22 protein-coding genes and 1 pseudogene are annotated in these 23763 nt (G+C 42.5%); 6 read left to right on the forward strand and 17 right to left on the reverse strand.

The features are described from left to right. Nucleotides 1-267 precede the first annotated feature (267 nt). Nucleotides 268-1311 carry a porphobilinogen synthase gene (hemB, locus tag L4D20_RS21860; RefSeq protein ID WP_428803708.1) on the reverse strand — a complete coding sequence of 348 codons (1044 nt, stop codon included), beginning with the start codon at nt 1309-1311 and terminating at the stop codon, nt 268-270. A 155-nt stretch (nt 1312-1466) separates the two neighbouring features. On the opposite strand from hemB, the gene L4D20_RS21865 reads away from it, so the two are divergent. Beyond that, nucleotides 1467-2228 carry a TatD family hydrolase gene (locus L4D20_RS21865; protein ID WP_428803709.1) on the forward strand — a complete coding sequence of 254 codons (762 nt, stop codon included), beginning with the start codon at nt 1467-1469 and terminating at the stop codon, nt 2226-2228. A gap of 321 nt (nt 2229-2549) precedes the next feature. Here the strand turns inward: L4D20_RS21865 and tatC are convergent, their stop codons facing one another. The 7 genes from tatC to rmuC form a co-directional block, all read right to left on the reverse strand. Next, nucleotides 2550-3308: a twin-arginine translocase subunit TatC gene (gene tatC / locus L4D20_RS21870; protein ID WP_428803710.1), complete on the reverse strand. Its 759-nt coding sequence runs from the start codon at nt 3306-3308 to the stop codon at nt 2550-2552. Between the two features lie 80 nt (nt 3309-3388). Continuing rightward, nucleotides 3389-3829, reverse strand: a complete 441-nt coding sequence (tatB, locus tag L4D20_RS21875; RefSeq protein WP_428803711.1) for a Sec-independent protein translocase protein TatB — start codon at nt 3827-3829, stop codon at nt 3389-3391. A gap of 3 nt (nt 3830-3832) precedes the next feature. Then, entirely contained in the window at nt 3833-4087 is a 255-nt protein-coding gene (tatA, locus tag L4D20_RS21880) for a Sec-independent protein translocase subunit TatA (protein ID WP_428803712.1), read from the reverse strand. Between the two features lie 48 nt (nt 4088-4135). Then, nucleotides 4136-5770 carry a ubiquinone biosynthesis regulatory protein kinase UbiB gene (gene ubiB, locus L4D20_RS21885; protein ID WP_428803713.1) on the reverse strand — a complete coding sequence of 545 codons (1635 nt, stop codon included), beginning with the start codon at nt 5768-5770 and terminating at the stop codon, nt 4136-4138. Beyond that, entirely contained in the window at nt 5767-6372 is a 606-nt protein-coding gene (locus L4D20_RS21890) for a ubiquinone biosynthesis accessory factor UbiJ (protein ID WP_428803714.1), read from the reverse strand. The genes ubiB and L4D20_RS21890 overlap by 4 nt, the downstream gene beginning before the upstream one ends. A 63-nt stretch (nt 6373-6435) precedes the next feature. Continuing rightward, nucleotides 6436-7236, reverse strand: a complete 801-nt coding sequence (gene ubiE / locus L4D20_RS21895) for a bifunctional demethylmenaquinone methyltransferase/2-methoxy-6-polyprenyl-1,4-benzoquinol methylase UbiE (protein ID WP_428803715.1) — start codon at nt 7234-7236, stop codon at nt 6436-6438. 46 nt (nt 7237-7282) lie between these two features. Then, nucleotides 7283-8797: a DNA recombination protein RmuC gene (gene rmuC / locus L4D20_RS21900; protein ID WP_428803716.1), complete on the reverse strand. Its 1515-nt coding sequence runs from the start codon at nt 8795-8797 to the stop codon at nt 7283-7285. 177 nt (nt 8798-8974) lie between these two features. Between rmuC and L4D20_RS21905 the strand changes: the two genes are divergently transcribed. Then, complete coding sequence (locus L4D20_RS21905; protein WP_428803717.1) at nt 8975-9877, forward strand: DMT family transporter; 903 nt, start codon at nt 8975-8977, stop codon at nt 9875-9877. A gap of 46 nt (nt 9878-9923) precedes the next feature. On the opposite strand, the gene L4D20_RS21910 is transcribed toward L4D20_RS21905, so the two are convergent. After that, entirely contained in the window at nt 9924-10748 is an 825-nt protein-coding gene (locus L4D20_RS21910) for an HDOD domain-containing protein (RefSeq protein WP_428803718.1), read from the reverse strand. Nucleotides 10749-11004: 256 nt separating this feature from the next. Here L4D20_RS21910 and L4D20_RS21915 point away from each other — a divergent pair, with 256 nt between their 5' ends. Further along, nucleotides 11005-13497 (forward strand): putative bifunctional diguanylate cyclase/phosphodiesterase, encoded by a 2493-nt coding sequence (locus L4D20_RS21915; protein ID WP_428803719.1) that lies wholly within the window; start codon nt 11005-11007, stop codon nt 13495-13497. A gap of 15 nt (nt 13498-13512) precedes the next feature. Here the strand turns inward: L4D20_RS21915 and L4D20_RS21920 are convergent, their stop codons facing one another. From L4D20_RS21920 to ftnA, 4 genes are all read right to left on the reverse strand, one after another. Beyond that, the gene (locus L4D20_RS21920) at nt 13513-14079 is read right to left on the reverse strand and encodes a recombinase family protein (protein ID WP_428803720.1); all 567 of its coding nucleotides are present in this window, start codon (nt 14077-14079) and stop codon (nt 13513-13515) included. A gap of 166 nt (nt 14080-14245) precedes the next feature. Continuing rightward, entirely contained in the window at nt 14246-15433 is a 1188-nt protein-coding gene (locus L4D20_RS21925) for a BaiN/RdsA family NAD(P)/FAD-dependent oxidoreductase (protein ID WP_428803721.1), read from the reverse strand. A 146-nt stretch (nt 15434-15579) separates the two neighbouring features. After that, nucleotides 15580-15903, reverse strand: a complete 324-nt coding sequence (gene uspB, locus L4D20_RS21930; RefSeq protein WP_428803722.1) for a universal stress protein UspB — start codon at nt 15901-15903, stop codon at nt 15580-15582. A gap of 72 nt (nt 15904-15975) precedes the next feature. Next, nucleotides 15976-16503, reverse strand: a complete 528-nt coding sequence (ftnA, locus tag L4D20_RS21935) for a non-heme ferritin (protein WP_428803723.1) — start codon at nt 16501-16503, stop codon at nt 15976-15978. Between the two features lie 157 nt (nt 16504-16660). On the opposite strand from ftnA, the gene uspA reads away from it, so the two are divergent. Next, nucleotides 16661-17086: a universal stress protein UspA gene (gene uspA, locus L4D20_RS21940; protein ID WP_428803724.1), complete on the forward strand. Its 426-nt coding sequence runs from the start codon at nt 16661-16663 to the stop codon at nt 17084-17086. A gap of 100 nt (nt 17087-17186) precedes the next feature. Further along, entirely contained in the window at nt 17187-18068 is an 882-nt protein-coding gene (locus tag L4D20_RS21945) for a carboxylate/amino acid/amine transporter (protein WP_428803725.1), read from the forward strand. Between the two features lie 108 nt (nt 18069-18176). Here the strand turns inward: L4D20_RS21945 and L4D20_RS21950 are convergent, their stop codons facing one another. Next, a complete protein-coding gene (locus tag L4D20_RS21950; protein ID WP_428803726.1) occupies nt 18177-18959 on the reverse strand; it encodes a class I SAM-dependent methyltransferase in 783 nt (260 codons plus the stop codon). A 123-nt stretch (nt 18960-19082) separates the two neighbouring features. Beyond that, nucleotides 19083-21353: pseudogene (locus L4D20_RS21955) on the reverse strand (sensor domain-containing protein); the annotation flags it as partial. Between the two features lie 248 nt (nt 21354-21601). Here L4D20_RS21955 and asnC point away from each other — a divergent pair. Next, nucleotides 21602-22060: a transcriptional regulator AsnC gene (gene asnC / locus L4D20_RS21960; RefSeq protein ID WP_428803727.1), complete on the forward strand. Its 459-nt coding sequence runs from the start codon at nt 21602-21604 to the stop codon at nt 22058-22060. 57 nt (nt 22061-22117) lie between these two features. Here asnC and tsrA read toward each other — a convergent pair whose 3' ends face one another. Both tsrA and L4D20_RS21970 read right to left on the reverse strand, forming a co-directional pair. Next, nucleotides 22118-22399: an H-NS-like global regulator TsrA gene (gene tsrA, locus L4D20_RS21965; RefSeq protein ID WP_428803728.1), complete on the reverse strand. Its 282-nt coding sequence runs from the start codon at nt 22397-22399 to the stop codon at nt 22118-22120. A 96-nt stretch (nt 22400-22495) separates the two neighbouring features. After that, nucleotides 22496-23650 carry a multidrug effflux MFS transporter gene (locus L4D20_RS21970; protein WP_428803738.1) on the reverse strand — a complete coding sequence of 385 codons (1155 nt, stop codon included), beginning with the start codon at nt 23648-23650 and terminating at the stop codon, nt 22496-22498. Between the last annotated feature and the right edge of the window lie 113 nt (nt 23651-23763).

The raw sequence follows: 23763 nt of genomic DNA on the forward strand, positions 1-23763 counted from the left end.
ATGATTCTCATTTAATAATCAACACCTAAATGATAAAAATTCTCATTTAATTTATGTATGTCTTGAAAAACTCTCACTTTAGAGTAATGAAACCACTTATAAATCTCATAATTTCAACAAGATATGACCAAGTAGCCAAAATTCAAATACGAGAAGATTATTATTTTCGACTTCACTTTAATTGTTGAAACACTATGTACTGCTCTTTCTGATAGCAACAAAAAAGGCTAGCAAGTGCTAGCCCAGTTATTCGCTTCTTAAATCGTATTAGTCTTTATTAAGGTGTGTAGCCGCTTGAGCATTGTCAGACGCTAACCACTCAGCCACATCTTTAGCAAAGTAAGTTAAAATACCGTCTGCACCAGCGCGTTTAAAACACATTAATGACTCCAGTACCGTATCTCTTTCACTTAACCAGCCATTTTGAATTGCCGCTTTATGCATAGCGTACTCACCAGAAACTTGATACGCAAAGGTCGGCACTTGAAGTTCTGATTTAACACGGCGAACCACATCAAGATAAGGCATACCCGGCTTCACCATCACCATATCCGCACCTTCATTGATGTCCATCGCCACTTCTTGCAATGCTTCATCGCTGTTCGCAGGATCCATCTGGTAATTCTTTTTATTACCACCTTTCAGATTTGAAGATGATCCAACCGCGTCTCTAAATGGACCATAGTAGCTTGAAGCATACTTAGCAGAGTAAGCCATTATCTGAGTATGGATATACCCTGCTTCTTCTAATGCTTCGCGAATTTTACCAATGCGTCCATCCATCATATCTGAAGGAGCCACAACATCGGCGCCAGATTCTGCATGGGATAAGGCTTGTTTAATGAGAACCTCTGTCGTTTCATCATTAAGAACATAGCCGTCTTCATCAATAATGCCATCTTGACCATGCGTCGTGAACGGGTCTAAAGCAACATCAGTGATAACACCAATTTGTGGTATATGCTCTTTCAATAAACGAACCGCTCGTTGGACAAGCCCGTCTGAGCTGTAAGCTTCGGTAGCACATAAGCTTTTTGCATCTTGGTTAACAACAGGAAAAAGAGCAATTGCTGGAACGCCTAAATTAGCAAGGTACTGCGCTTCTTCAAGCATTAAATCGATCGAAAGGCGTTCAACACCCGGCATTGACTCAACACTCTCACGTCGATCTTTGCCCATCAGAATGAACATTGGATAGATCAAATCACTGACTGAAAGCTGATTTTCTGCCATTAAACGACGGCTAAATTCATGTTTACGCATACGGCGCATACGGCGGCCTGGGAACTGGCCTTGGATAGATACAGACACCTGATTCTCCTTGTCTGATGAAAATGCAAAGCAAAATCATATCACTCCTTGTGTCTGGCGCTAGCATCTATGAATAAAATTCCTAAAAATGACCAAAGGCTCACACTGCCGTATACTCAGAAAAATAATTCGGCACACAATCAAATGAGAAAATCATGATCGATACCCACGCCCACATTTACGCCAGCGAATTTGATGGTGACCGTGATGAAGTCGTGCAACGCGCTCTACAGCAAGGCATCAGAAATATTCTAATGCCCAATATCGACCTAGAGTCGATTGAGCCTATGCTAAAGACTCAAGCTGCTTATCCGGATATCTGTCGCTCTATGATGGGATTACACCCTTGCTATGTTGACGGCAATGTTAAAGAGACTTTAGCGACCATCCACTCTTGGTTTGAAAAACACAATTTTATCGCTGTCGGCGAAATAGGTATCGACCTCTACTGGGACAAAACCTTTAAAGCAGAGCAAGAGATGGCGTTTATAACCCAGCTAAACTGGGCTAAGGAGATGGATCTTCCGGTTGTTATCCACACGCGAGACTCAATAGAAGAGACACTTGGGCTGCTTAGCAAAGAACAAGATGGTTCTTTACGTGGTGTATTTCACTGTTTTGGCGGCAGTGTTGATGAAGCGAAAGCCATAAACGGCCTAGGCTTTCATTTGGGGTTAGGCGGCGTTTCAACATTTAAAAACGGCGGTATGGATAAAGTCATCCCACACCTAGACATGAACTATGTACTCCTTGAGACAGACTGCCCTTATCTAGCTCCTGTTCCACACCGAGGAAAACGTAATGAGCCTGCGTATACTCGGCTTGTTGGAGAAAGAGTCTCGCAACTTAGAGGCTTAGATTTAGAAGAAATAACAAGCATCACCAATAAAAACGCCAACTTACTGTTTTTACTGTGAATACTATCAATATAACACTTAAGAGTTACATACCACAAGTGTGATACTGATCCAAAGTATATGTTTAATGTGACATGACTTTCACATAAAATTGGGCGCATAATAACAAGTGAAGGCGTCAGTATGTGTAATCATAGTAATTATTATCAAAGGACTCACCGAACTTTTTGGCAAAAGTTATTTGGTGTTAAAGAAGTATATAAGTGCATCAATTGCGGTCATGTAATGACTGTAAGATAAAAAGCACGACTTCAAGGGCTTAAGTTAATAAGAAAAAAGGTTGGCAAATGCCAACCTTTTTCGTTTCATATTCAAACAGAATTAAGACTCTTCTTGCTCAGCCTCTTCTCTATCTTCATCCTTCTTCGTATAGAAACGAGCAAAGAAAAGACCGACTTCGAATAGTATACACATTGGAATCGCGAGTAACGTCTGAGAAATCAAATCAGGTGGGGTTAGCATCATGCCGACAACGAATGCACCAACTACAATATATGGGCGCTTTTCAGATAATGATTTCGGCGTTGTTGCCCCAGTCCAGCACAGTAAGATGATCGCGACAGGTACTTCAAACGCGATACCAAAAGCAAAGAACAGCGCGAGCACGAAATCTAGATAACTCGATATGTCTGTTGCGAACTCAACCCCACCCAATGAAATCGCGGTGAAGAAGCTGAATACTAACGGGAAAACCACAAAGTAAGCAAAAGCGACACCACAGTAAAAGAGCAATGAGCTTGAAAACAGCAAAGGCATAATCAAGCGTCGTTCATGCTTATACAAACCAGGTGCTACAAAAGCCCAAACTTGATACAAGATAAACGGTACTGCTATAAAAACAGAAGCAATCAGCGTCAGTTTTAGTGGAGTAAAGAACGGTGATGCAACGTCTGTTGCGATCATTGTTGCCCCTTCAGGAAGACGATCTACAAGGGGGGCGGAAACAAATTCGTAAATATAGTTAGAAAAATAGATCAAACCTAGAAAGATAATCAATATCGCAAGCATTGCTCGCAATAGGCGATTTCGTAATTCTAATAAGTGACTGATCAAAGGTTGAGTCTGCTCAACAGAAGCCATGTCAAACCTCTATGCTAAAACATCGAATAAACGATAAGATCAAAAAGGAGCCGCGCATAAGCAGCTCCTCGAATGCGAGACTATTCGGCTTTTTTATCTGCCGTGGTATCTTGTTTGTCAGTAACCGATTCAACAACCGCGTTATTTTGTGCGGGAGTTGCAGCTTTAACTGAATCAGAACTCTTTGTATTAGAGGCTTCTGACACTAAGCTTTCTGTACTCGTGCTACTGGCAAATGGTCGCTGGACGTCTTGCGCTGCTTGTTTAAGCTCTTCGACTGAAGATTTTAGCTCTGGAGAAAGATCTTCCATCCCCATCTGCTCTGCTTTTTTCAAGTTATCTTGCAACTCTTGAATCTTCAATTCATGAGTTAGCTCGTCTTTCACGCTGTTTGCCATGCTTTTCGCTGAACTAATAAATTTAGTAACACTACGAATCGCATGTGGCAAACGTTCAGGACCAAGAACAACAAGCCCTACAACAGATATCAATACCAGTTCCCAAAAACCGATATCAAACACTATCTATGCCTGCTCTTTGTCTTTCTTCGTTTCTGTAGATTGAGCATCAGCATTCACTGACTCTGCTTTGGTCTGCTCAATATTTTTTTGCTCAAAGTCTGCGTCTTTCTTCGCAGTCTCATCTTCGCTCATCGCTTTCTTAAAGCCTTTTACTGCACCGCCTAAATCACCACCAATGCCACGCAGTTTTTTTGTTCCAAATAACAATACAACGATCACAGCAATAATAAGAAGTTGCCAAATACTGATACCACCCATTCTATTTACCTCGGGTTATTATTTACGAAATTAATATAAGTTTACCGCCTATTGACGGTAAGCTCGCCAACTAAGCAACCAAAATGTGACACCACAAAGGCCGCTTGCTAAAGATAACTGCTCATACGGACTGTTAATTAAGATCGCTGAGCATACAATTAATGTTGCACCAACACCAAACAAAAACCGACCTGTTGCTTGCTGTCGCTTACTTTGACGGTACCCTTGATAAAAAGATTCCATCCTTTGATTCAGTGTATTTCCCTGCTTTAAGCTGTCATATAACAGTTCTGGTAACTCAGGTAGTTTCTCTGCCCAGAAAGGTGCACGATCTTTAACAGCGTTAATAACAGCTTGCGGGCCTACTTGCTGCATCATCCATTTTTCTAAAAATGGTTTCGCGGTTTCCCATAAATCCAACTGAGGGTAAAGCTGACGCCCTAACCCTTCGATGTACAATAATGTCTTTTGCAATAGAACCAGCTGAGGCTGTACTTCCATATTAAAACGACGCGCTGTATTGAATAGGTTAAGCAGCACATGACCAAAAGAGATTTCGCCCAAAGGCTTGGCAAAAATAGGCTCACACACAATACGAATGGCAAACTCAAATTCATCGACGTTGGTTTCACGTGGAACCCAACCTGAGTCGACGTGCAATTCTGCCACACGACGGTAGTCTCTATGGAAAAATGCCAGTAAATTTTCTGCAAGATATCGTTTGTCTTCGCTATTTAGCGTACCAACAATGCCACAATCTAACCCTATCCACTGTGGATTTTCAGGGTGATCATGTTGGACAAAAACATTGCCGGGGTGCATATCGGCGTGGAAGAAGCTATCGCGGAACACTTGTGTGAAGAAGACACTCACGCCACGTTCGGCCAATAGTTTCATATTGGTGCCATTCGCTTGCAGTGTTTCAATGTCTGAGACCTGAATACCATAAATACGCTCAGAAACCATGAGGCTTTCGCTACTAAAGTCAGGGATGACCTCCGGAACGTACAGCTCTTCACTACCTTCAAAATTTCGACGCAGTTGAATCGCATTCGCCGCTTCTCTGCGCAGATCGAGTTCGTCTAGGATGGTTTTTTCATATTCACGAACCACTTCAACAGGCTTTAATCGTCTTGCATCAGGTAGCGCTTTAGCAACAATACGAGCCATGCGATACATCAGCTTAATATCTGATTCAATTACGGCATGAATATCAGGACGAATGACCTTTAAGACAATTTCTCGGCCCGACTCTTTCAGCTTAGCAGTATGAACTTGAGCTATAGAGGCCGATGCGAGTGGCTCTATATCAAAATCAGTGAACCAATTCTCAATTGGACCACCAAGTGACTTCTCCATGTGGTGCTTTGCAAGAGCGCCATCAAATGGGGCAACTTGATCTTGCAGCAGCGCGAGCTGGTCAGCAATAAACGGAGGAAACAGATCACGACGTGTCGACATCATTTGACCAAACTTAATCCAAACAGGCCCAAGCTCTTGTAATGCCAAGCGAAGTCGTTCACCCAACTCTTTATCCGGGTGTTTATTCTTAATCCAAAACAACGCTTTTCTAGCAAGCAATGGCGTCTTAGTCAGCTTGTGTTCTGGCAGAAGTTCATCTAGGCCATATTCTAGCTGAACCTTAATAATTCGATATAAGCGCTTTAGCTCTGTTGGGGTCATGCTTTCTCTAACAATTTATTTAGTAGTGTTTCAATACGCTCAGCTTGAGAGGCAAGCTCTTCAACTTGGTCACAAAAGTAAGCAATCTCTAACGGTGGTGGCGTAATTTGCCACTCTTCCGTGATGACTTGAGCAAGATGAGACTGTTTTTTACACGCTTGTTTTTGAACAAAGCCAGAAAGGTCTTTTACGCTTTGTACCAAGCTATGCGCCACAACATCACCAGTTAAACGTGACAGCCACTCTTCAATGTCTGGCTTACAATCTTTCATCAGTTGGGCAAACTTTTGTGCCAGCTGGATATCACCTTGCAGATCGAGCTTATCTTGCTTAATCAGATCGGTGATGTTGGCTTGTTCTCGTAACTCAGGCAGGACAGAAAGATTAAGTGATAAATAACAATCCGCTTCACCTTCATAATCCGCCAACACATCAACTTGCTGACTGAATACAAAAGTCAGTGTTTTATTGAGCTCTTTAAGATGAACTTGGATCACCTGACCTTTTAAGCGCGTTAATCGACGGACGAGTTCAGGATCGTCTTGAATCAATCGATTAAACGAGGTTTCCACCACCGCTGTTACTAAGGGATCAAATGGCATAACTGTCCTTTCTTTATATCCGCTTTACCGTACTAAATGTATTGGCTGTAGTAACCGTTTTGATTAAAACTTATAGCCACGGTGTAGCGCGACGATGCCACCGGTCAAATTGTAGTAATTGGTTTTTTCAAACCCAGCGCCTTGCATCATCCCTTCTAATGTATCTTGATCAGGGTGCATACGAATAGACTCAGCTAAGTAACGGTAACTATCTGCATCGTTAGCGATCAACTCACCCATTTTTGGCAATAGGTGGAAAGAGTACGCATCATAAACTTTAGAGAGAGGCTCTAGAACAGGCTTTGAAAATTCAAGCACCAACAAACGACCGCCAGGTTTTAATACACGGTACATAGAGCGCAGTGCTTTGTCTTTATCGGTTACATTACGCAGGCAAAAGCTAATAGTAATGCAGTCGAAGTAGTCATCTGGGAACGGTAACTCTTCGGCATTGGCCTGTACATAGTGAACATTTCCAACGATACCGCTATCACGCAGCTTATCGCGACCAACGTTCAACATAGAGTTGTTGATATCAGCAAGAATGACATGACCTTTCTCACCGACAATACGAGAGAATTTAGCCGTTAAATCACCAGTACCACCACCAAGATCGAGAATACGCTGACCAGGACGAACGCCACTGCAATCAATCGTAAAGCGTTTCCATAATCGATGAACACCACCTGACATAAGGTCATTCATGATGTCGTACTTTGCCGCAACCGAATGGAATACTTCGGCAACCTTAGCCACTTTTTCTTCTTTGGCTACGGTTTCAAAACCAAAGTGAGTGGTTTCTGCGTCTTGTGTTGATGGATTTGATTCTAAAGCTGTATTTGATTGCACACTGGTGTCCGTCATTGTCATTCCTCATCTACAGTACTGTTAAATCGAGTACCGCGGGCGATTAGTTTACTTTATCCTCAAGCGGATGTCTTTCTACTAACGAGTCATTTTGTGCGACTTCCACCAAGTTACTTGAGATTGGCTTTTTAACCTCAACCCCTAGGGTTTTAAAGCTTTCAGCTTGCTTAATGACATTTCCTCGCCCTGTGGCTAATTTATTCATTGCCCCTTGATAACTTTGATTCGCTTTATCTAATGCAGCACCTAGCCCTTCCATGTCATCAACAAACAGACGAACCTTGTCATAAAGTTTACTGGCCCGATCAGCGATTAACTGTGCATTTTGGTTCTGCCTGTCATTGCGCCACAGATTGTCAATTGTGCGCAGTGCCACCAGCAGTGTCGTTGGGCTGACGATAATAATGTTTTGCTCCATCGCCTCTTTCACAAGGCTTGGGTCTGCTTGAATCGCGACTTGGAATGCCGGTTCGACAGGAATAAACATCAACACATAGTCGAGGCTCTGAATACCTTTGAGCTGATGGTAATCTTTTTGGCTTAATCCTTTTATATGCGCTCGAAGCGCGACAAGATGGTCGCTTAAGGCTTGAGCTTTATCTTGATCGTTTTCTGCATTGAAATAACGCTCAAATGCAATCAGCGCCATCTTCGAATCCACCACCACCTGTTTGTTGTGAGGTAAGTGAACAATCACATCCGGTTGGAATCGCTTACCCGCTTCATTTTGCAGGCTCACTTGAGTTTGGTATTCATGCCCTTCTCTTAAACCCGATTCGGCGAGTACTCGAGCAAGCACCACTTCACCCCAGTTACCTTGCTGTTTATTGTCGCCTTTCAGCGCTTGAGTCAGGTTCACCGCTTCTTTGGTCATCTGCTCATTAAGTCGCTGCAAGCTTTTAAGTTCATGCACAAGCGTATGACGCTCTTTGGCTTCCTGACTAAAGCTGTCATTGACCTGCTTCTTAAACCCTTCTAACTGCTCTTTCAGTGGTGACAGTAGCCCGTTCAAGCTCTGTTTATTTTGCTCATCAACCTTGGCGGTTTTGGCTTCAAACAGTTGGTTCGCTAAATGTTCAAACTGCTGCTTTAAACGCTCTTCAGCTTGCTCCAATAACTGAAGCTTTTCTGCACTGGCAATGTTTTGTTGCTCATGACGAGCTTCCTGCTCACGCAGCTGAGCTTCAAGTTGAGATTTCGCTTCTCTAACCTGAGTGACTTCATTAGCGTATTGCTGACGTTCTTGTTTCACTGTTTCAAAATGGCGTAGCTTCTCTAATACTGCCATCAACTTACCATGAGATTGTTTAAGCTCATGAGCAGACTGATCCCTAGCCACATCCATCTCATCAAGATCTTTTTGCGCTTGCTTTAGGGCACTGCTTAATTGGTTGTGTTGACTAAGGTGCAGCTGTTTTTCAGACTCGATCTGCTGCTCCAATCGCAAAGTGGTTAACTGCATCTTCTGTTTAACCCACCAACCGACAGCTGTTCCAGTGACGACTGCGCTCGATATTGAGCTAGCGAATAATGTTTGATGTTCAATAATCCATTGCATTAGATTGTGTTAACTCACTTTCTGACGATAAATATAATGGTATTTCGATACTGGATAAATGTCCAGTTTGTCGCTATTCGCATCCCCCGTTAGACTAAGCGCCTAAACCGCACGGATGTATCTATATTGTTCATAGATTAAAGAAGTGACGAACTGAATAAATGAAATAGGTAATGTATGAACGAACGTCGCGCCATTGGTTTTGGGTTATCTGCTGTTTTATTGTGGTCTACTGTTGCTACTGCTTTTAAGCTCACTCTCGCAGAGTTTACACCAATACAAATGCTCACCATTGCTAGTATGGTTTCTGCTCTCGCTTTAATCATGATCTGTTATTTCCAAGGTAAGCTTGGGCAACTCTCCACCACCTTTGTCTCAAATCCTTGGTACTACTTACTGCTTGGATTGATAAACCCACTCGCTTATTACCTAATCTTATTTAAAGCCTACGATTTGCTTCCAGCTTCTCAAGCGCAAGCGATCAACTACAGTTGGGCCATCACTCTGACCCTAATGGCTGCGGTTTTTCTAGGGCAAAAGATTCGTGGGAAAGATTGGATTGCTTGTGGCTTCAGTTACTTTGGCGTGATTGTCATTGCAACAAAGGGCGACCTATTAGGTTTAGACTTTGATAGCCCTATGGGTGTTGCTTTAGCTCTTTTATCAACACTACTTTGGGCAGGTTATTGGATTCTAAATGCCAAAAACAAAGCCGACCCTGTCGTGGGTGTCTTACTTGGATTTTTAGTCGCCATACCGTTTGCCATAGGTCTGAGTATTTATGAAGGCGAAAGCTGGAACCAAATAAGCCCCAAAGGTTGGTTAGCGGTTACTTACGTCGGTTTATTTGAAATGGGTATTACTTTTGTCCTGTGGCTTAGTGCTTTAAAGCTTACTGAAAATACAGCCAGAATCAGTAATCTAATTTTTGCTTCGCCTTTTATTTCACTGATGCTTCTTTCCACCATCATTGGCGAAGAGATTCATCCAACCACTCTAATTGGTTTGGTTTTGATTATTACTGGCTTGGTCATTCAACAAGTTAAGTGGGGAAAGAAGGCTCACCGTTCAGAGGCGTAGCCTTCAAATAAAAATTCACGTAATGAATCGTCTATAACCTAGCGTATTAGAACAACTGATACGCTAACTCACTTCCCTGTCCTCTAATTTCATCGACTTTATCTATTAGGTCTATATTTAGTGATAGAGCCTTACCTACAGGATGATTGGCGAGGTAGGCTTGTTTCTCATCAGCGCCTAGCATGGAATCCCATTTAAAATGAATATCACGAGCAAGATACAAAACACACGCTAACTTTTTAGAGTCAACCGCTTTCCCAGGGTGATTAACATTAGCAATCGCATCTATCATTTCGGGTGGGAACTGCCAAGCCTTAGCAAGTGCCGCGCCCAGTTGTTGCGAATCAGTCTCTAGTATCTCTCGTTGGACTTTAACAACGTTCTCACCCGCCTCAACTCGCGTGGTGATCTCCACTGCTTGTTCAGGGACCAGTGAGTGGATCATCAACTCTCCAATATTGTGCAGAACGCCTGTCGTGAAGGTTTCATTCGCATCCAATTTCACCGTTTTTGCAATGGCACTGGCAATGATGGAAACTTCAAATGTATTGGCCCAATAGTCTTTAAGGTTGAGTGTTTCGAGTTTCGGGAAGGTTGTCGATAAAATTGACGAGGATATTAATGTTCGAATAGCGCCGGCCCCAACTCGAACAATCGCATCATTGATGGTGGAAACCCCCTTAACACCGCCAAAGTGAGCAGAATTCGCCATTCTTAATACCCGCGCACTTAACACTTGGTCCATCGACATTTTGCGCGATAACTCCCCGAAATCGATCGTTTCTCGATTAACCATATCGAGTAGTTCTTGCAGCAAACTTTCAATTCGTGGAAGCTCGTTAATACGGGAAATCAGTGCGTGTTGGCCCATGAAGTCACTCCTTTGATCGACATTTGTCTTTCTTTAATATAGGTCAAAATCAGATGGTCAGAGCGACTTTGCTGCATAAGTTGAAATAATTCCCTCGCTATCCATAAGATTATCATCATCAATCATTCACATAACCAATATGGGTAGGCTACAAATTCATCAATAGTGATACACTGTGCAGATAACATTCGCGCTCATCTAAATAACAATAACTTACAACTGAGCAGTGATGGCCAATGAATATTCGAGAATAATTATGTTTCGCATTGCCTTACCTTTTTCTTATGTCGATCAGTGGAAAAACCTGTTAGAGCAACAAAGTGATACGTTTCATACCGCGCATCAACTTTACCAATACTCAACAAGTGACCAATGGAAGCCACTCTTCAATGACGAAACTAAATCGTACATTTTAAGTGATTGTTTAGAGATCTCAGAGAGCTTAAACCTTGAACGACTCAAGAGAAGTCACTCTCAATTAGGCTACCCAGACGCCACCAGCCTAAAACATCAAGTCGACCATAAGACATATTGGAGCACACCTGTCTGGCATACCGATGGAACTCTATTTGGCATTCTATTGACCACCAGTGTAAATAAGGTATCAGAGCAACTACCGCTTGATTTTTGGCTAAGTACACTCTCAGGAAAGGTGAGTCACGATCTAGCCTGCTTACAGCACTTGCATGGGCAACAGCTCCCCTCACTTCAAGAGTTTCTCGATGGGTTAGAAGATCATGCGTGGGTTAAAAACAACCAAGGTGAATACATTATTTGTAACCGTGCTGTTGAATCAGCATGGGGTCGGAATATCGAATCCATTATTGGGGCAGAAGACCACCAAATATTTGATAAAGAAATGGCAGAGAAGTTTCTTAGAGCGGATGATCACGTCATCAAAACAGGTCAGCAGCATATCGTAGAAGAGTGCTCAGGTATGAGCCAGACTAATGATGATATCTGGCTGGAAACAATCAAGTCTCCAGTAAAGAACCATCACGGTGAAATGCTCGGTGTGCTCGGGATGACCCGTAATGTAACTCGACGTAAAACAGTCGAAAATCAATTAAAAATCACGGCAAAAATATTCAACAACTCCTATGAAGGGATGATGATTACCGATCACCTTGGTAACCTCATTGAGGTCAATCGAGCATTTACCGAGATAACAGGTTACCACCCTGACGAAGTTCGTGGCAGAAACCCTCGATTATTGAAGTCAGGCCAGCAAGCCGCTCCCTTTTATAAACAGATGTGGCAGCACTTGAGCCAAACTGGGCAATGGAAAGGTGAGCTATCGAATAAGCGCAAAGACGGCACAATTTACCCACAAAAATCGACCATTACAGCGGTTCTGGGAAAAGATAACCAACCACTTAACTATCTTTGTGTCTTTGAAGATATCACCACACGCAAAGCGCATGAGCAGAAGCTTGAAAAGATGGCCTTTTATGATCTGCTAACAGACCTGCCAAATCGAACCCATTTAATCCAATTACTTGCACAACAGATTAAAAAATCTCAACCTTTCGCTACCCTATTTCTTGATATTGACCACTTCAAGCACATCAATGATAGTCTAGGTCACCATTGCGGTGATCAGGTTCTCATTGAGTTAGCACAACGATTGAAGTCTACAATGCACAGCAGTAATCACGTGGCACGAATTGGAGGCGATGAATTTGTCATTGTCGTGACAGACTTAAATCAGCCTCAATATTTAATGACCATGATTAATCAAACATTGAGCCTGTTTAATTCTCCTTTTTACCCTAATGATAGCCATCCGCTCCACCTATCCACCAGCATTGGTGTGTCGCGCTACCCGCAGGATGGTGAAGATACTGATACATTATTAAAGAACGCCGATACTGCAATGTACTTGGCGAAAAAGAATGGACGTAACGGATACGCGTTCTATTCACCAGAACTCACCGACGAATCAAAATCTCATGTGCGCTTTCATTCTGCCCTTCACCAAGCAATTAAAAATGAAGAGTTCCACTTGGCCTATCAGCCTCAATTCGATTTAACCAATGGACGCTTAACAGGGTTAGAAGCGTTACTGCGCTGGCATAACCCAGCCATAGGTAACGTACCACCCGATCAGTTTATTCCCATCGCGGAGAAGACGGGCCTTATCAATGAACTTGGTAACTGGGTAATCGAAACCGCCTGTAAACAAGGCAGGCAGTGGCTTGATAAGGGTTACCACTTCTCAAAGATCGCCGTTAATGTTTCAGCAATTCAATTGCAACAACGAGGCTTTACTCAAACCCTTCAAGCTATTTTGGAACGCACACAGTTTCCTGCTCAATATTTGGAAGTTGAAATTACAGAAGGCTTCTTAATGCGTGACCCAGCTCTTGCTACTCATGACTTGAATCAGCTAAAAGCACTCGGGATTGAAGTTTCATTGGATGACTTTGGAACCGGCTACTCTTCACTCTCTTATTTGAAAGGGCTTCCTTTGGATAAGATAAAAGTAGATCGCTCATTTATTCACGATATACCACAAGACAGTGATAGTGTTGCCATTGTCAGCGCTATTATTGCCATGGCAAAAAGCTTATCTTTGACGGTGATTGCTGAAGGGATTGAATGCCAACAACAGCAAAAGCAGTTATTGGATCTAGGGTGTTCTTTAGGTCAAGGGTTTCATTTAAGCCGCCCACTCAGCCCGCATTTAGCAGAGCATAACAGCACTCTAATCAATCACTTTACCAATATGAATACATCAATGGGTTAATACTCCTATAACGCTTTAACTAGCCTCATTTTGTGATAGCTCTTTCTTGATTTTGTAAAAGGTGGTTTTTCCGATTTCCACCTTTTCCATAATCTCTCTCGGTTTCTTACCATTGATGATCATCGCCTCTATTAGCGTTTTAGCTTCATTGCAAGTTGGCTTTCGCCCTTTATACTTACCCTCTGCTTTCGCTTTTGCAATGCCTTCTCGCTGACGACACCTAGTGATTTCACGTTCAAACCGGGCAATAGAATCAAACACGGATATCATTTCTAACCCCTGTGGTGTCGTAGTATCTAACCCAAGATCATTCACTCTCAATCCAACATTTTTCGCTTGGAGTTCTTTCTGAATCTGGCAAAAATCGGCAACTGAGTTCGCTAGGTGCTCTAGTTTGGTGACTAGAATCGCATCTCCATCCCCACAAAAGTCGATACATACTCTTAGCGTTTTTCTGCTAGATGCTGTCGCTATTTCCTCGACAAAAATGCTATCGCAACCCAAAGAGTCAAGATCTTCAGTCACCGTTTCCAGTTCTTCTTGCTGTGTGATAACCGATGCTCGCGCGTATCCAATTAGCATGGCTTTACCTTTGGTCAGCTAGGTTAGATACTTAAACATTAGTCGAGAACAGTTCATAGATACAAAAAACAGCTCTAAATGAACTGTTTTTTGCGTTGAATAGCATTTACCCCGGTTTATTTAGGGTGAGATTAAAGCGGAGATATTAGAGTAAAGAATCTAAAAATTAAACCCACTGTCCTGCTACGAAGCCACTCGACCACGCCCACTGGAAGTTATAACCACCCAACCAACCCGATACATCCATCACCTCTCCAACGAAATACAGCCCAGAAACGTTCTTACATTCCATCGTTTTTGAAGAAAGTTGATCGGTATCGACACCACCTAACGTTACTTCGGCCGTTCGATACCCTTCGGTTCCATTTGGTGCTACTTTCCACTGCTCTAGTAGAGCAACGACCGCTTCAAGTTCCTTTTGATTAAATTGCTTTAATGGTTTATCCGTCAGCTCTTTGCGATCAATAAGGACTTCAAGTAAACGCTTAGGCAGTACTTTAGCTAACGTGTTCTTTAAGCTCTGGTTAGGGTGTTGTTCTTTTGCTTGTTCTAGTAATTGCTCAACATCAGCGTTAGGAACTAGGTTGATGGAAACGCTTTGTCCTGCTTTCCAAAATGAAGACACTTGTAGAATTGACGGGCCCGAGAGACCACGGTGAGTAAACAAAAGAGCTTCTTTAAACAACGTACCATCTTGTGTCGTCACCTCAGCAGGAACCGCGATGCCTGATAGTGATGCCAAATCGTCTTTATCTTTATTGTGTAGCGTGAAGGGAACAAGTCCTGCCGATGTAGGTACAATAGACAATCCAAACTGCTCGGCAAGTTTATAACCAAATGGGGTTGCTCCCAGCTTTGGCATCGACAATCCACCTGTTGCAACCACCAACGATTGACACTCTATTGCATCGCCATTCACTTTGAGCGTAAATCCAGAATCTAGTTTCTCAATATCAGTAATTTCGCCTTGGTAGCGCTGAGTCACACTCTCTAACTTACACTCATCAAGCAGCATGCTAACAATTTGCTTAGCGCTGTCTTGGCAAAACAGTTGGCCATGCTCGCGCTCTTCAAAGTCGATACCGTATTTACTCACCAATGAGATAAAGTCCCAATTGGTGTATTGAGACAGTGCAGATTTTACGAAGTGTGGATTACGGCAAAGGAAGTTATTGGCCGTTACGTCGTAGTTAGTAAAGTTACAGCGACCACCACCAGAAATCAGGATCTTACGACCCGGCTTTTTTGCATGATCAACCAATAATACTTTTCGTCCTCTTTTGCCCGCTTCAGCAGCACACATTAATCCAGCTGCGCCCGCGCCAATAATAACGACATCAAATTGGTTACTCATGAAAATGCTCTTCTTTCTGTTACGTAAAAATAAAAAAGGATGCGCAAAAGCACATCCTTAGTGAAGGTATAGCATTCTAACTCCAAAAAGGCGCATTGCCAATTTGAAGCGATGAGTTCATTAAATAACGAGTCTAGTCCGCGGGATTAAACCATAAAGGCAATCAGCAACGTCACGCTTAATAAACCAGAAGAGAGGATAAATAGTTCCCTAACTCTGTCACACTTACCTGTAAACACAGGATCGTGGTGATGGTGATACTCTTTGGTTTTTAAATAACTATAAAGACGCACCTGCTTGGTCATATTTCCATGGGTGGTAAAGAACCCCCCACCATCGACCTGTTGATACAGCAGCGGATGAGCTTCTCGCATAATGTAGATTAATGAACGCAGCGCGGTTAGATATCGAGCCATATTGATGCACGTTACTAACAATAGCGCTAATAAAATAGTGTCTCCACTGATCATCTTCTCCTCCCTACACCTTCTACCAGAGCCCGGAAAGAAAAGACGATTCAGTGAACAGTCTTTTTGCTGATTTTACGCAGCAGGGGCGTCCATAATAGAAGATGAACCTTCTTTAGCTAGCACAGCTAGGTCTTTGTCGATAAAGAACAGTGCCTTACCATCTTCACCAACCAACTCAAGCTTATCTAAGATCCCTTTAAATAACTTCTCTTCCTCGTGCTGTTCCGCAACGTACCACTGCAAGAAGTTAAACGTTGAGTAATCTTGGTTTGTAAAAGCAACATGCGCGAGTTTGTTGATCTTTTGAGTAATCATTTGCTCATGTTCATAAGTCAAACGAAACACATCACCTAAACTTTCAAACTCGTGCTGTGGCGCTTCAATTGCACCTAGAATTGGCATTGAACCTGTTTCACTAACATAGGTAAAAAGGCGCTGCATATGTTGCATTTCTTCTACGGCATGAGCTCTAAGAAACTCAGCTGCACCTTCGAATCCTTTGTCTTCACACCAAGCACTCATTTGTAAGTATAGGTTGGATGAGAAAAATTCTAGATTTATTTGCTCATTCAATTGTTCAACCATGGCTTGTGGTAACATTTTTTTCTCCTAATTCAGTTATCTAACTGTTTTTACTAATCTGTCAAACAAACCATAACATGAACATTACTCAATGTGGATCTGAGATCACTCTGGCAAAAAAGCTCTCTGTCAGATGCTAAAGTAATACTATCTACCTCAATAAGGAGCGAGCCAAATGAGCTATCAACATATCTTAGTCGCGGTTGACCTCTCTGATGACAGTAAGTTGCTGGTCGATAAAGCTGTCGCACTTGCTAGGCCTCTGGAAGCTAACCTCTCTTTTATTCATATCGATGTAAATTATGCCGAGCTATACACTGGGCTTATCGATATCAATCTCGCAGAGACCCAACATCAAGCTATGGAAGCCTCTCAACAGCAACTACAACAGTTTGCCGATCACGCACAGTATCCAATCAAACATACTTTGGTTGGCAGCGGTGATTTAAGTAATGAACTGTGCGATACGATTAATGAACACAGCATTGATCTGGTTGTCTGTGGGCATCACCAAGACTTTTGGAGCAAACTGCTCTCTTCAACTCGTCAGCTAATCAATAGCTCTCCGGTTGATATGTTAGTCGTGCCGCTTAAAGAGTAATGAAGACATTTCGCTTAAAAGTGCGTTCCGTCGACATCTCTGTATAGGGACGGATAATTAGGTTAGACTGCGGTTACTTTATTGATAACGAATCTTATTTATGTTTTATCTATCCGCAGTTACCCTACTTTGGGCATTTTCATTTAGCTTGATCGGTGTTTATCTTGCCGGTCAGGTTGATTCGTGGTTTTCGGTGTTAATGCGTGTGGCATTGGCAAGCTTGGTCTTTATTCCTTTCACTAAGTTCCGTGGCGTTCCCAATAAACTGAAATTGAAGTTAATGATCATTGGCGGCATTCAGTTAGGTTTAATGTACTGCTTCTACTATCAATCCTTCTTGCTGCTTTCGGTTCCTGAAGTTTTGCTTTTCACCGTTTTTACACCCATTTATGTCACGCTTATCTACGATCTGTTAAAGCGTCGTTTTTCACCATGGTACTTAGTCACGGCAGCTATAGCGGTATCGGGAGCGGCATTTATTAAGTTTGCAGGGATAAATGAAAGCTTTCTCTTCGGGTTCTTAGTAGTGCAAGGCGCTAACCTCTGTTTTGCGATTGGCCAAGTTGGCTATAAATACCTAATGGAGCAGGAAGAGATAACGCTGCCACAGCACTCTATTTTCGGTTACTTCTATTTTGGTGCTCTTTGTGTCGCTACCGTTGCCTTCCTTTTAATGGGTAATATCGCCAATCTTCCGACCACGTCTCTGCAATGGGGTGTGTTGGTTTATCTTGGTATTATCGCATCCGGCGTCGGTTATTTTGCGTGGAACAAAGGCGCATGTCTCGTCAACGCTGGTGCACTCGCAGTGATGAATAATATCTTAGTTCCGGCAGGGCTTATCGTGAATCTTGTTATTTGGAATAGAGATGTAGACTTGATTAGCCTCTCTATTGGCGGAGCGATTATCTTACTGTCGCTCTGGGTCAATGAGACTTGGGTAAAAAATCGCGTAGCTCAGCAGTATCAGTCGAATACGTAATACTAGCGAAATCGACCTGAAGTCTATGTGCTGTAATCTATCCACAAAAATGCTCACTAACTAGTGAGCATTTTTATGTGGGTTAAACCTGTCGATTGATCATCAATATTAGTCACTCATTGATGCCAATACATACACATCAAATCGATTCTTCTTCGTTTCGATCGCCATGCTCGGTTTTTTCTCACCAAGCCACGGGGCATAATCCGGGCGCTTAACCACAACCCTTTTACTGGCAAGAGCTAACGCAGGTGTTATCAGATCATCGGCATCATTATCTGCCCCTACAAGTGATTGAAAAACTCGCATCTCTTTTTTAACCAGTGCCGACTTTTTCTTATTTTCAGGGTGCGGATACATTGGATCTAAGTAGACGATATCAGGTTGTTCAAAGCTCTCATCTTGGCTAAGTTTATCGAGCGCATCATGACTTGATGCATGGATAAGTGACATTCTTTCCCCCACCCACGATCCTATTTCAGGATCCTGTTTGGCTCTTACTAATCCATCATCAAGTAGTGCCGCGACCACAGGGTGACGTTCCACCATCTGAACGCGACAACCTAAGGATGCCAGTACAAACGCATCACGGCCAAGCCCTGCTGTTGCATCAAGAACGGTTGGGGTTACGCCTTTATTGAGCCCTGCTGCCTTGGCAATGGACTGCCCTTTACCACCACCAAACTTACGACGATGCCCGACAGCGCCACCAACCAGATCCACATATATCGCGCCAAGTTTAGGCTCGTCTAATTTACGTAGCTCTAAATGCTCTTCAGTGAGTACCAATGCAAAAACGCTAGTAGAGTCATGTGTTAGACCCCAACGTTTAGCAAGGTTATCGAGAGTATCTTGCTGTGACAGGGCTTCGCAAATCAATTGTAGCTGCAACGTGGGCTCCAGAAATAAGTTAGTTGGTATCAACGACGGCAGAAGTCTACCTGCTTTTGCTAGTGCATCCTAATTTTCTGAGCTTTCTCTGTTATCTAAGCACAGCAAGCAATATACGATTTATCAGCCATTAATATCATGGCTTTCTGATTTTAGTATTTGAGTAATGAATTCATCGAGTGGCATCGGTTTACCAATCGCATAGCCTTGGCCGTAATCAACACCAAGCTCTATCAAGCGATCGATGATGTTGTTGTTTTCGACAAATTCAGCGACCGTTTTTTTGCCCATTTGCTTGGCGAGATCGTTGATTGAACGAACCATCACATAGTCCATTTCATTTACGTCTATGTCACGTACAAATAGTCCATCAATTTTAACAATGTCCACTGGAAGTTTCTTCAAATAACCGAATGAAGATAGACCTGAGCCAAAGTCATCTAATGCGATCACGCAGCCTAACGCTTTTAACTTGGTAAAAACTTCAATGGATTGATCCATATTATTCATCGCAGCGGTTTCAGTTATTTCAAAGCAGAATTTTTCACAAGAGACAGGTGTGCGCTCCAATGCCGATAATAAGAAATCAACGAACTCGTGGTTACCTATAGATTGACCAGATAGGTTTATTGAACACGCGCTAACTTGGCTGCTCTCCTCCGGGTGCTCTTCCAACCAATTTAGTACTTGTGTGACTACCTGCTTATCAATGAGGTGAGCTATATTATAACGTTCAGATGCTGGGATAAATATTGCAGGAGAAATGTATTCACCTTCCTGGTTTCGAATACGACAGAGTATTTCAAAGTGCAGTTTAGAACTGGCACCATCAAACCCTAAAATTCTCTGTGCAAATAGTTCGATTCGGTCATGCTCGAGTGCTCCATGAACTAAATTAACACACTCCATCTCTAGCGCACGATGCTTCACTTCTTTGTCATCAATGAGATAAAGATTGTATCGATTCCGTCCTTCTTCCTTCGCAACATGGCAAGCGGTATCAGCCTGTGCATGAACCATTTGCGGCGAAGCAGCAGTATGATCGATTAATCGGATACCGATAGAACATGTTAATTTCAAACGGATGTGGTCCCATAAGAAGGCCTGCTCACCAAGTGTGCCTATGATGCTGCGACAAAGCTTTATTGCATCTAATTCAGTGCAATCCCTTAGTAAGATGGCAAACTCATCAGCCCCCATTCGAGCTAATATCGCGTTATAAGGCAATACATGCTCAAGCATACTCGCAGTAAACTGAATGGCAGCATCGCCCGCTTCATGCCCTGCAGTATCATTGAGTACTTTAAGTTGGTCTATATCGAGATAAAGCATCGCATGTGAACGTAGATGGCTTTCTACCTCTTTGAGCGCTTTTTCCAATTCTAATTCGAAGTGATTACGATTATAAGTATTGGTCAGCAGGTCGAATCGAGCTTGATACTCAAGTTGGTCAGCCAGTTTTCTCATCTCTGAAATATCCTCACCGACAATGAGCAGCAGCCCTGACTCAACCATAGAGCGAATATTTTCCCGCACACAAATAACCGAGCCATCTGCATGTTTATATTCAATTTCTCTACGCCAAACACCTTTCATTGCTTGGTTGGGTTGCAATAATACTTGCCTTGCTGAAAGCGAGTCCGACTTAAGGTAAAGCTTGCCTAATTTATGCCCGAGCAATTCATTTGATGAATACCCCAATAACTGCTCAGTAAAACGATTGACCTGCTGAACTCGGTTGTTTTCATCAAGCGTAATCATCATGACTGGTTGCTGGTCATAATAGTGGCTAAGCTTAGCTTCTCGTTGGAATAGCTTATCTTCAGTGATCTTTCGGGTTGTTATATCCCGAGCTTCAAGCAGGTATTTAGGGGCTTTATCTTCAAGCTTATTCAGCGGCTTCAATGATAACTCTAGAACCAAAACCCCATGATCTCGATGCCAGATTTCTCCTTCAATTCGCTTTGCCAACAAGCTCTTTTCATCAGTAAAGTACTGCTGGATTTGATCTGCCACGAGTGTGTGCCAGTGTTTGTGGTACCAGATTGGTTTATCAAGTTGGTAGGATTGATCGTAGATTAAACTTTGTAGTTTGCTGTTGCTTGAGATAAGCCGACCATGCGTATCCAAAATACCAATGTAGTGATAGCTTTGATCAAATATGGCCTCAAGCATCAGTTGACTCTCTTGAGCGCTCTGACGACTGGCTTTCAGTTTATTAAGGTAATAAACCAAAGATAGAATCACCGCGAGCATTCCAAGCAACAAAGAGACTAATAGCTTAAGCTCGCGATTATATAATTCGGTATTAAAGGTAGGATTATTAAGAGATGCTATTCTTTGCTCTGCAAATGTGGTCGGGTTACTGTCACTAACAACCGCTGCATCTAGTTTATCCAACCTAGGTTGAAAAAAATCAATATTATGAGGTGTCGATTTAAATGAACTAACCGAGTTCATTTCTACTGCTTGAACATAGCCTGACACAACCGCTACGAATGTTAGCAAAAAGAGATAGATACGCACTCAAGTTGTCTCATAATGTAAACTATTGCTTATAGTATCATCGCAGTTGATAAAATATACTAGCTTTCAAACCGTTTACTTTCTCTTAACTTAATAACCTACAAGGCAAATGCGTCATGCAACAAGCAAAACTTGATGACCTCGATAGAGCGATATTAAAAACCTTAATGGAAGATGCTCGTAAGCCTTATGCTGAGATGGCAAAGAGTTTTGACGTAAGCCCCGCCACCATTCATGTTCGAATTGAGAAGATGAAATCCGCTGAGATTATTCAAGGTACTGAGGTGATAGTAAACACTAAAAAGCTAGGCTACGACGTATGCTGCTTTATTGGAATTAACTTGAATGCCGCGAGAGATTATCACTCCGCCATTGCAAAGCTAAATGCGCTCGAAGAGGTTGTTGAAGCTTATTACACGACTGGGGCTTACAATATTTTCGTGAAGTTAATGTGTAAATCAATTGAAGAACTTCAGTTTGTTTTAATCGACAAGTTACAAGCGATTGATGAGGTTCAATCAACAGAAACACTTATCTCGCTACAAAACCCAATCAATCGAAACGTAAATCCATAATAAAAATGGCCTCATTGAATGAGGCCATTTTTATTCTAATATCGCGTTTAGAATCAGTTAACGATTCAAATACTCTTTTAGCTCTTCTGGTGAAATGCCCTGCTCTGCGAGCTGTTTCGCCAGTATATCAACCTGTTCACCTTTTCTTGATTCAATCACTTGTTGAAACTGAAAGATGATATCGCGCAATACATCAACAGGAACTTGCTTCGCGGCACTACGAATACGCTCACCACTTTGGTTACCCATCTCGTTGAGAAGTTTACCAAACATGACTTTTTCTGGTGCTTCTTCCAGCTGTTCTAGAATTCGCGCCATTTCGTACGTTGTCATCGACATTATTGTTGAGTATCCACTGCGTAATATTTTTAATATGAGAGGCTAAATATACACCTGTTTCATCTCTAATAATACACCATATTAAATATGTTATATCTACACCCGTATTTCATGCCATTTATAGCCAATCTTTGAGCATAGAACGACTAGACTAGGTGCTGTTAACCACATAAGTAAGGTGATTAGCATTTCAGGTTGAAGTGATAGTCTTTGCGTTACACCGACCACTAGTCCTGCTCCACTCATTTGAAATAGCCCGAGTAAAGCGGCGGCGGTTCCAGCTTTATCACCAAATGGAGCGAGAGCTTTGCCCGCTGCTGCACCTAACACCCAAGCAAAGCCAATTGAAGAAACAAAGATAGGTAACATGAAAGCTAATGCTGTTTGTTGACTTTGAAGTGCCAGCATCATCACACCAGCTACATTAAGCATAACGACACCAATAATGATCGTCATTCTAGTACCTAGTTTTTCCATACACTTTGGCGCGGTCATACATGCAATAATATTGAATACCGCATTGATACCAAACCAAAAAGTGAACTCGTCCATCGACAAGCCATAGCGGTCCATCAATACACCTGGTGCAGAAGTTACATACGCCAGTATCACCGCCATTGAAAACATACAAAGAGAAGCATGGAAAATGAACATCGGATTCTTTAATACTTGCGCATAGCGGCTAGGCTTAAACACCGCTTCCGTTGTTTTGGCAGGGTTCGTTTCTTTATGGTTGAAGAATAGAATGATCCACACGACCAATGCAAAGATAGCCATGAAAGAGAAGTTCGAACGCCAACCAAATTGTTGGGTAAGCCAGCTTCCCAGTATTGGAGCAAGTGCAGGAATAAAGCAGATGGCGCCATTGAGGTAGCTGATCATTTTCCCACTTTTTTGCGCTCCAAATAGATCGCGAACAGTCGCAAAGGCAGCTACTGCGGTCGCACATGCGCCCAAGCCTTGTAGTAGCCTTGCTATTAGCATCCACTCAATGGTTTGTGCAGCCCACGCCAAGCAAGCACTCAAACCGTAGATACCAACACCGACCAATGCAACTGTTCGACGCCCGTGTTTGTCTGCCAAAGGACCAGCGAATAACTGCCCAACACCCATAGCAAACAAGAACCAAGTAATGGTGTCTTGTACTCTAGTTTGTTCCACGTGAAACGTTTCAGACATGAGCGGTAAAGCAGGTAAATAGATATCGATGGCCAACGGACTAAACAGCACTAACATCGTTAGTATTGCCATTTGTAACTTACTTGGAGTATCGAGTTGGGATGTGTTCACTGCATGTACCGTTTCTATTCTAGAGTTGGCAAGAGTTTAGCGCACGCATGTTATTCGATATAATGGTATATACT

This window comes from Vibrio kyushuensis (assembly GCF_050337325.1).
GTDB lineage: Bacteria > Pseudomonadota > Gammaproteobacteria > Enterobacterales > Vibrionaceae > Vibrio > Vibrio kyushuensis.

What these genes read in the sequence shown, in the direction of transcription:
- L4D20_RS21865 (WP_428803709.1), top strand. Translation starts at nt 1,467, where the DNA reads ATGATCGATACCCACGCCCACATTTACGCCAGCGAATTTGATGGTGAC.
- tatC (WP_428803710.1), bottom strand. Translation starts at nt 3,308, where the DNA reads ATGGCTTCTGTTGAGCAGACTCAACCTTTGATCAGTCACTTATTAGAA.
- tatA (WP_428803712.1), bottom strand. Translation starts at nt 4,087, where the DNA reads ATGGGTGGTATCAGTATTTGGCAACTTCTTATTATTGCTGTGATCGTT.
- ubiB (WP_428803713.1), bottom strand. Translation starts at nt 5,770, where the DNA reads ATGACCCCAACAGAGCTAAAGCGCTTATATCGAATTATTAAGGTTCAG.
- L4D20_RS21890 (WP_428803714.1), bottom strand. Translation starts at nt 6,372, where the DNA reads ATGCCATTTGATCCCTTAGTAACAGCGGTGGTGGAAACCTCGTTTAAT.
- ubiE (WP_428803715.1), bottom strand. Translation starts at nt 7,236, where the DNA reads ATGACGGACACCAGTGTGCAATCAAATACAGCTTTAGAATCAAATCCA.
- rmuC (WP_428803716.1), bottom strand. Translation starts at nt 8,797, where the DNA reads ATGCAATGGATTATTGAACATCAAACATTATTCGCTAGCTCAATATCG.
- L4D20_RS21905 (WP_428803717.1), top strand. Translation starts at nt 8,975, where the DNA reads ATGAACGAACGTCGCGCCATTGGTTTTGGGTTATCTGCTGTTTTATTG.
- L4D20_RS21910 (WP_428803718.1), bottom strand. Translation starts at nt 10,748, where the DNA reads ATGGGCCAACACGCACTGATTTCCCGTATTAACGAGCTTCCACGAATT.
- L4D20_RS21915 (WP_428803719.1), top strand. Translation starts at nt 11,005, where the DNA reads ATGTTTCGCATTGCCTTACCTTTTTCTTATGTCGATCAGTGGAAAAAC.
- L4D20_RS21920 (WP_428803720.1), bottom strand. Translation starts at nt 14,079, where the DNA reads ATGCTAATTGGATACGCGCGAGCATCGGTTATCACACAGCAAGAAGAA.
- L4D20_RS21925 (WP_428803721.1), bottom strand. Translation starts at nt 15,433, where the DNA reads ATGAGTAACCAATTTGATGTCGTTATTATTGGCGCGGGCGCAGCTGGA.
- uspB (WP_428803722.1), bottom strand. Translation starts at nt 15,903, where the DNA reads ATGATCAGTGGAGACACTATTTTATTAGCGCTATTGTTAGTAACGTGC.
- ftnA (WP_428803723.1), bottom strand. Translation starts at nt 16,503, where the DNA reads ATGTTACCACAAGCCATGGTTGAACAATTGAATGAGCAAATAAATCTA.
- uspA (WP_428803724.1), top strand. Translation starts at nt 16,661, where the DNA reads ATGAGCTATCAACATATCTTAGTCGCGGTTGACCTCTCTGATGACAGT.
- L4D20_RS21945 (WP_428803725.1), top strand. Translation starts at nt 17,187, where the DNA reads ATGTTTTATCTATCCGCAGTTACCCTACTTTGGGCATTTTCATTTAGC.
- asnC (WP_428803727.1), top strand. Translation starts at nt 21,602, where the DNA reads ATGCAACAAGCAAAACTTGATGACCTCGATAGAGCGATATTAAAAACC.
- tsrA (WP_428803728.1), bottom strand. Translation starts at nt 22,399, where the DNA reads ATGTCGATGACAACGTACGAAATGGCGCGAATTCTAGAACAGCTGGAA.
- L4D20_RS21970 (WP_428803738.1), bottom strand. Translation starts at nt 23,650, where the DNA reads ATGGCAATACTAACGATGTTAGTGCTGTTTAGTCCGTTGGCCATCGAT.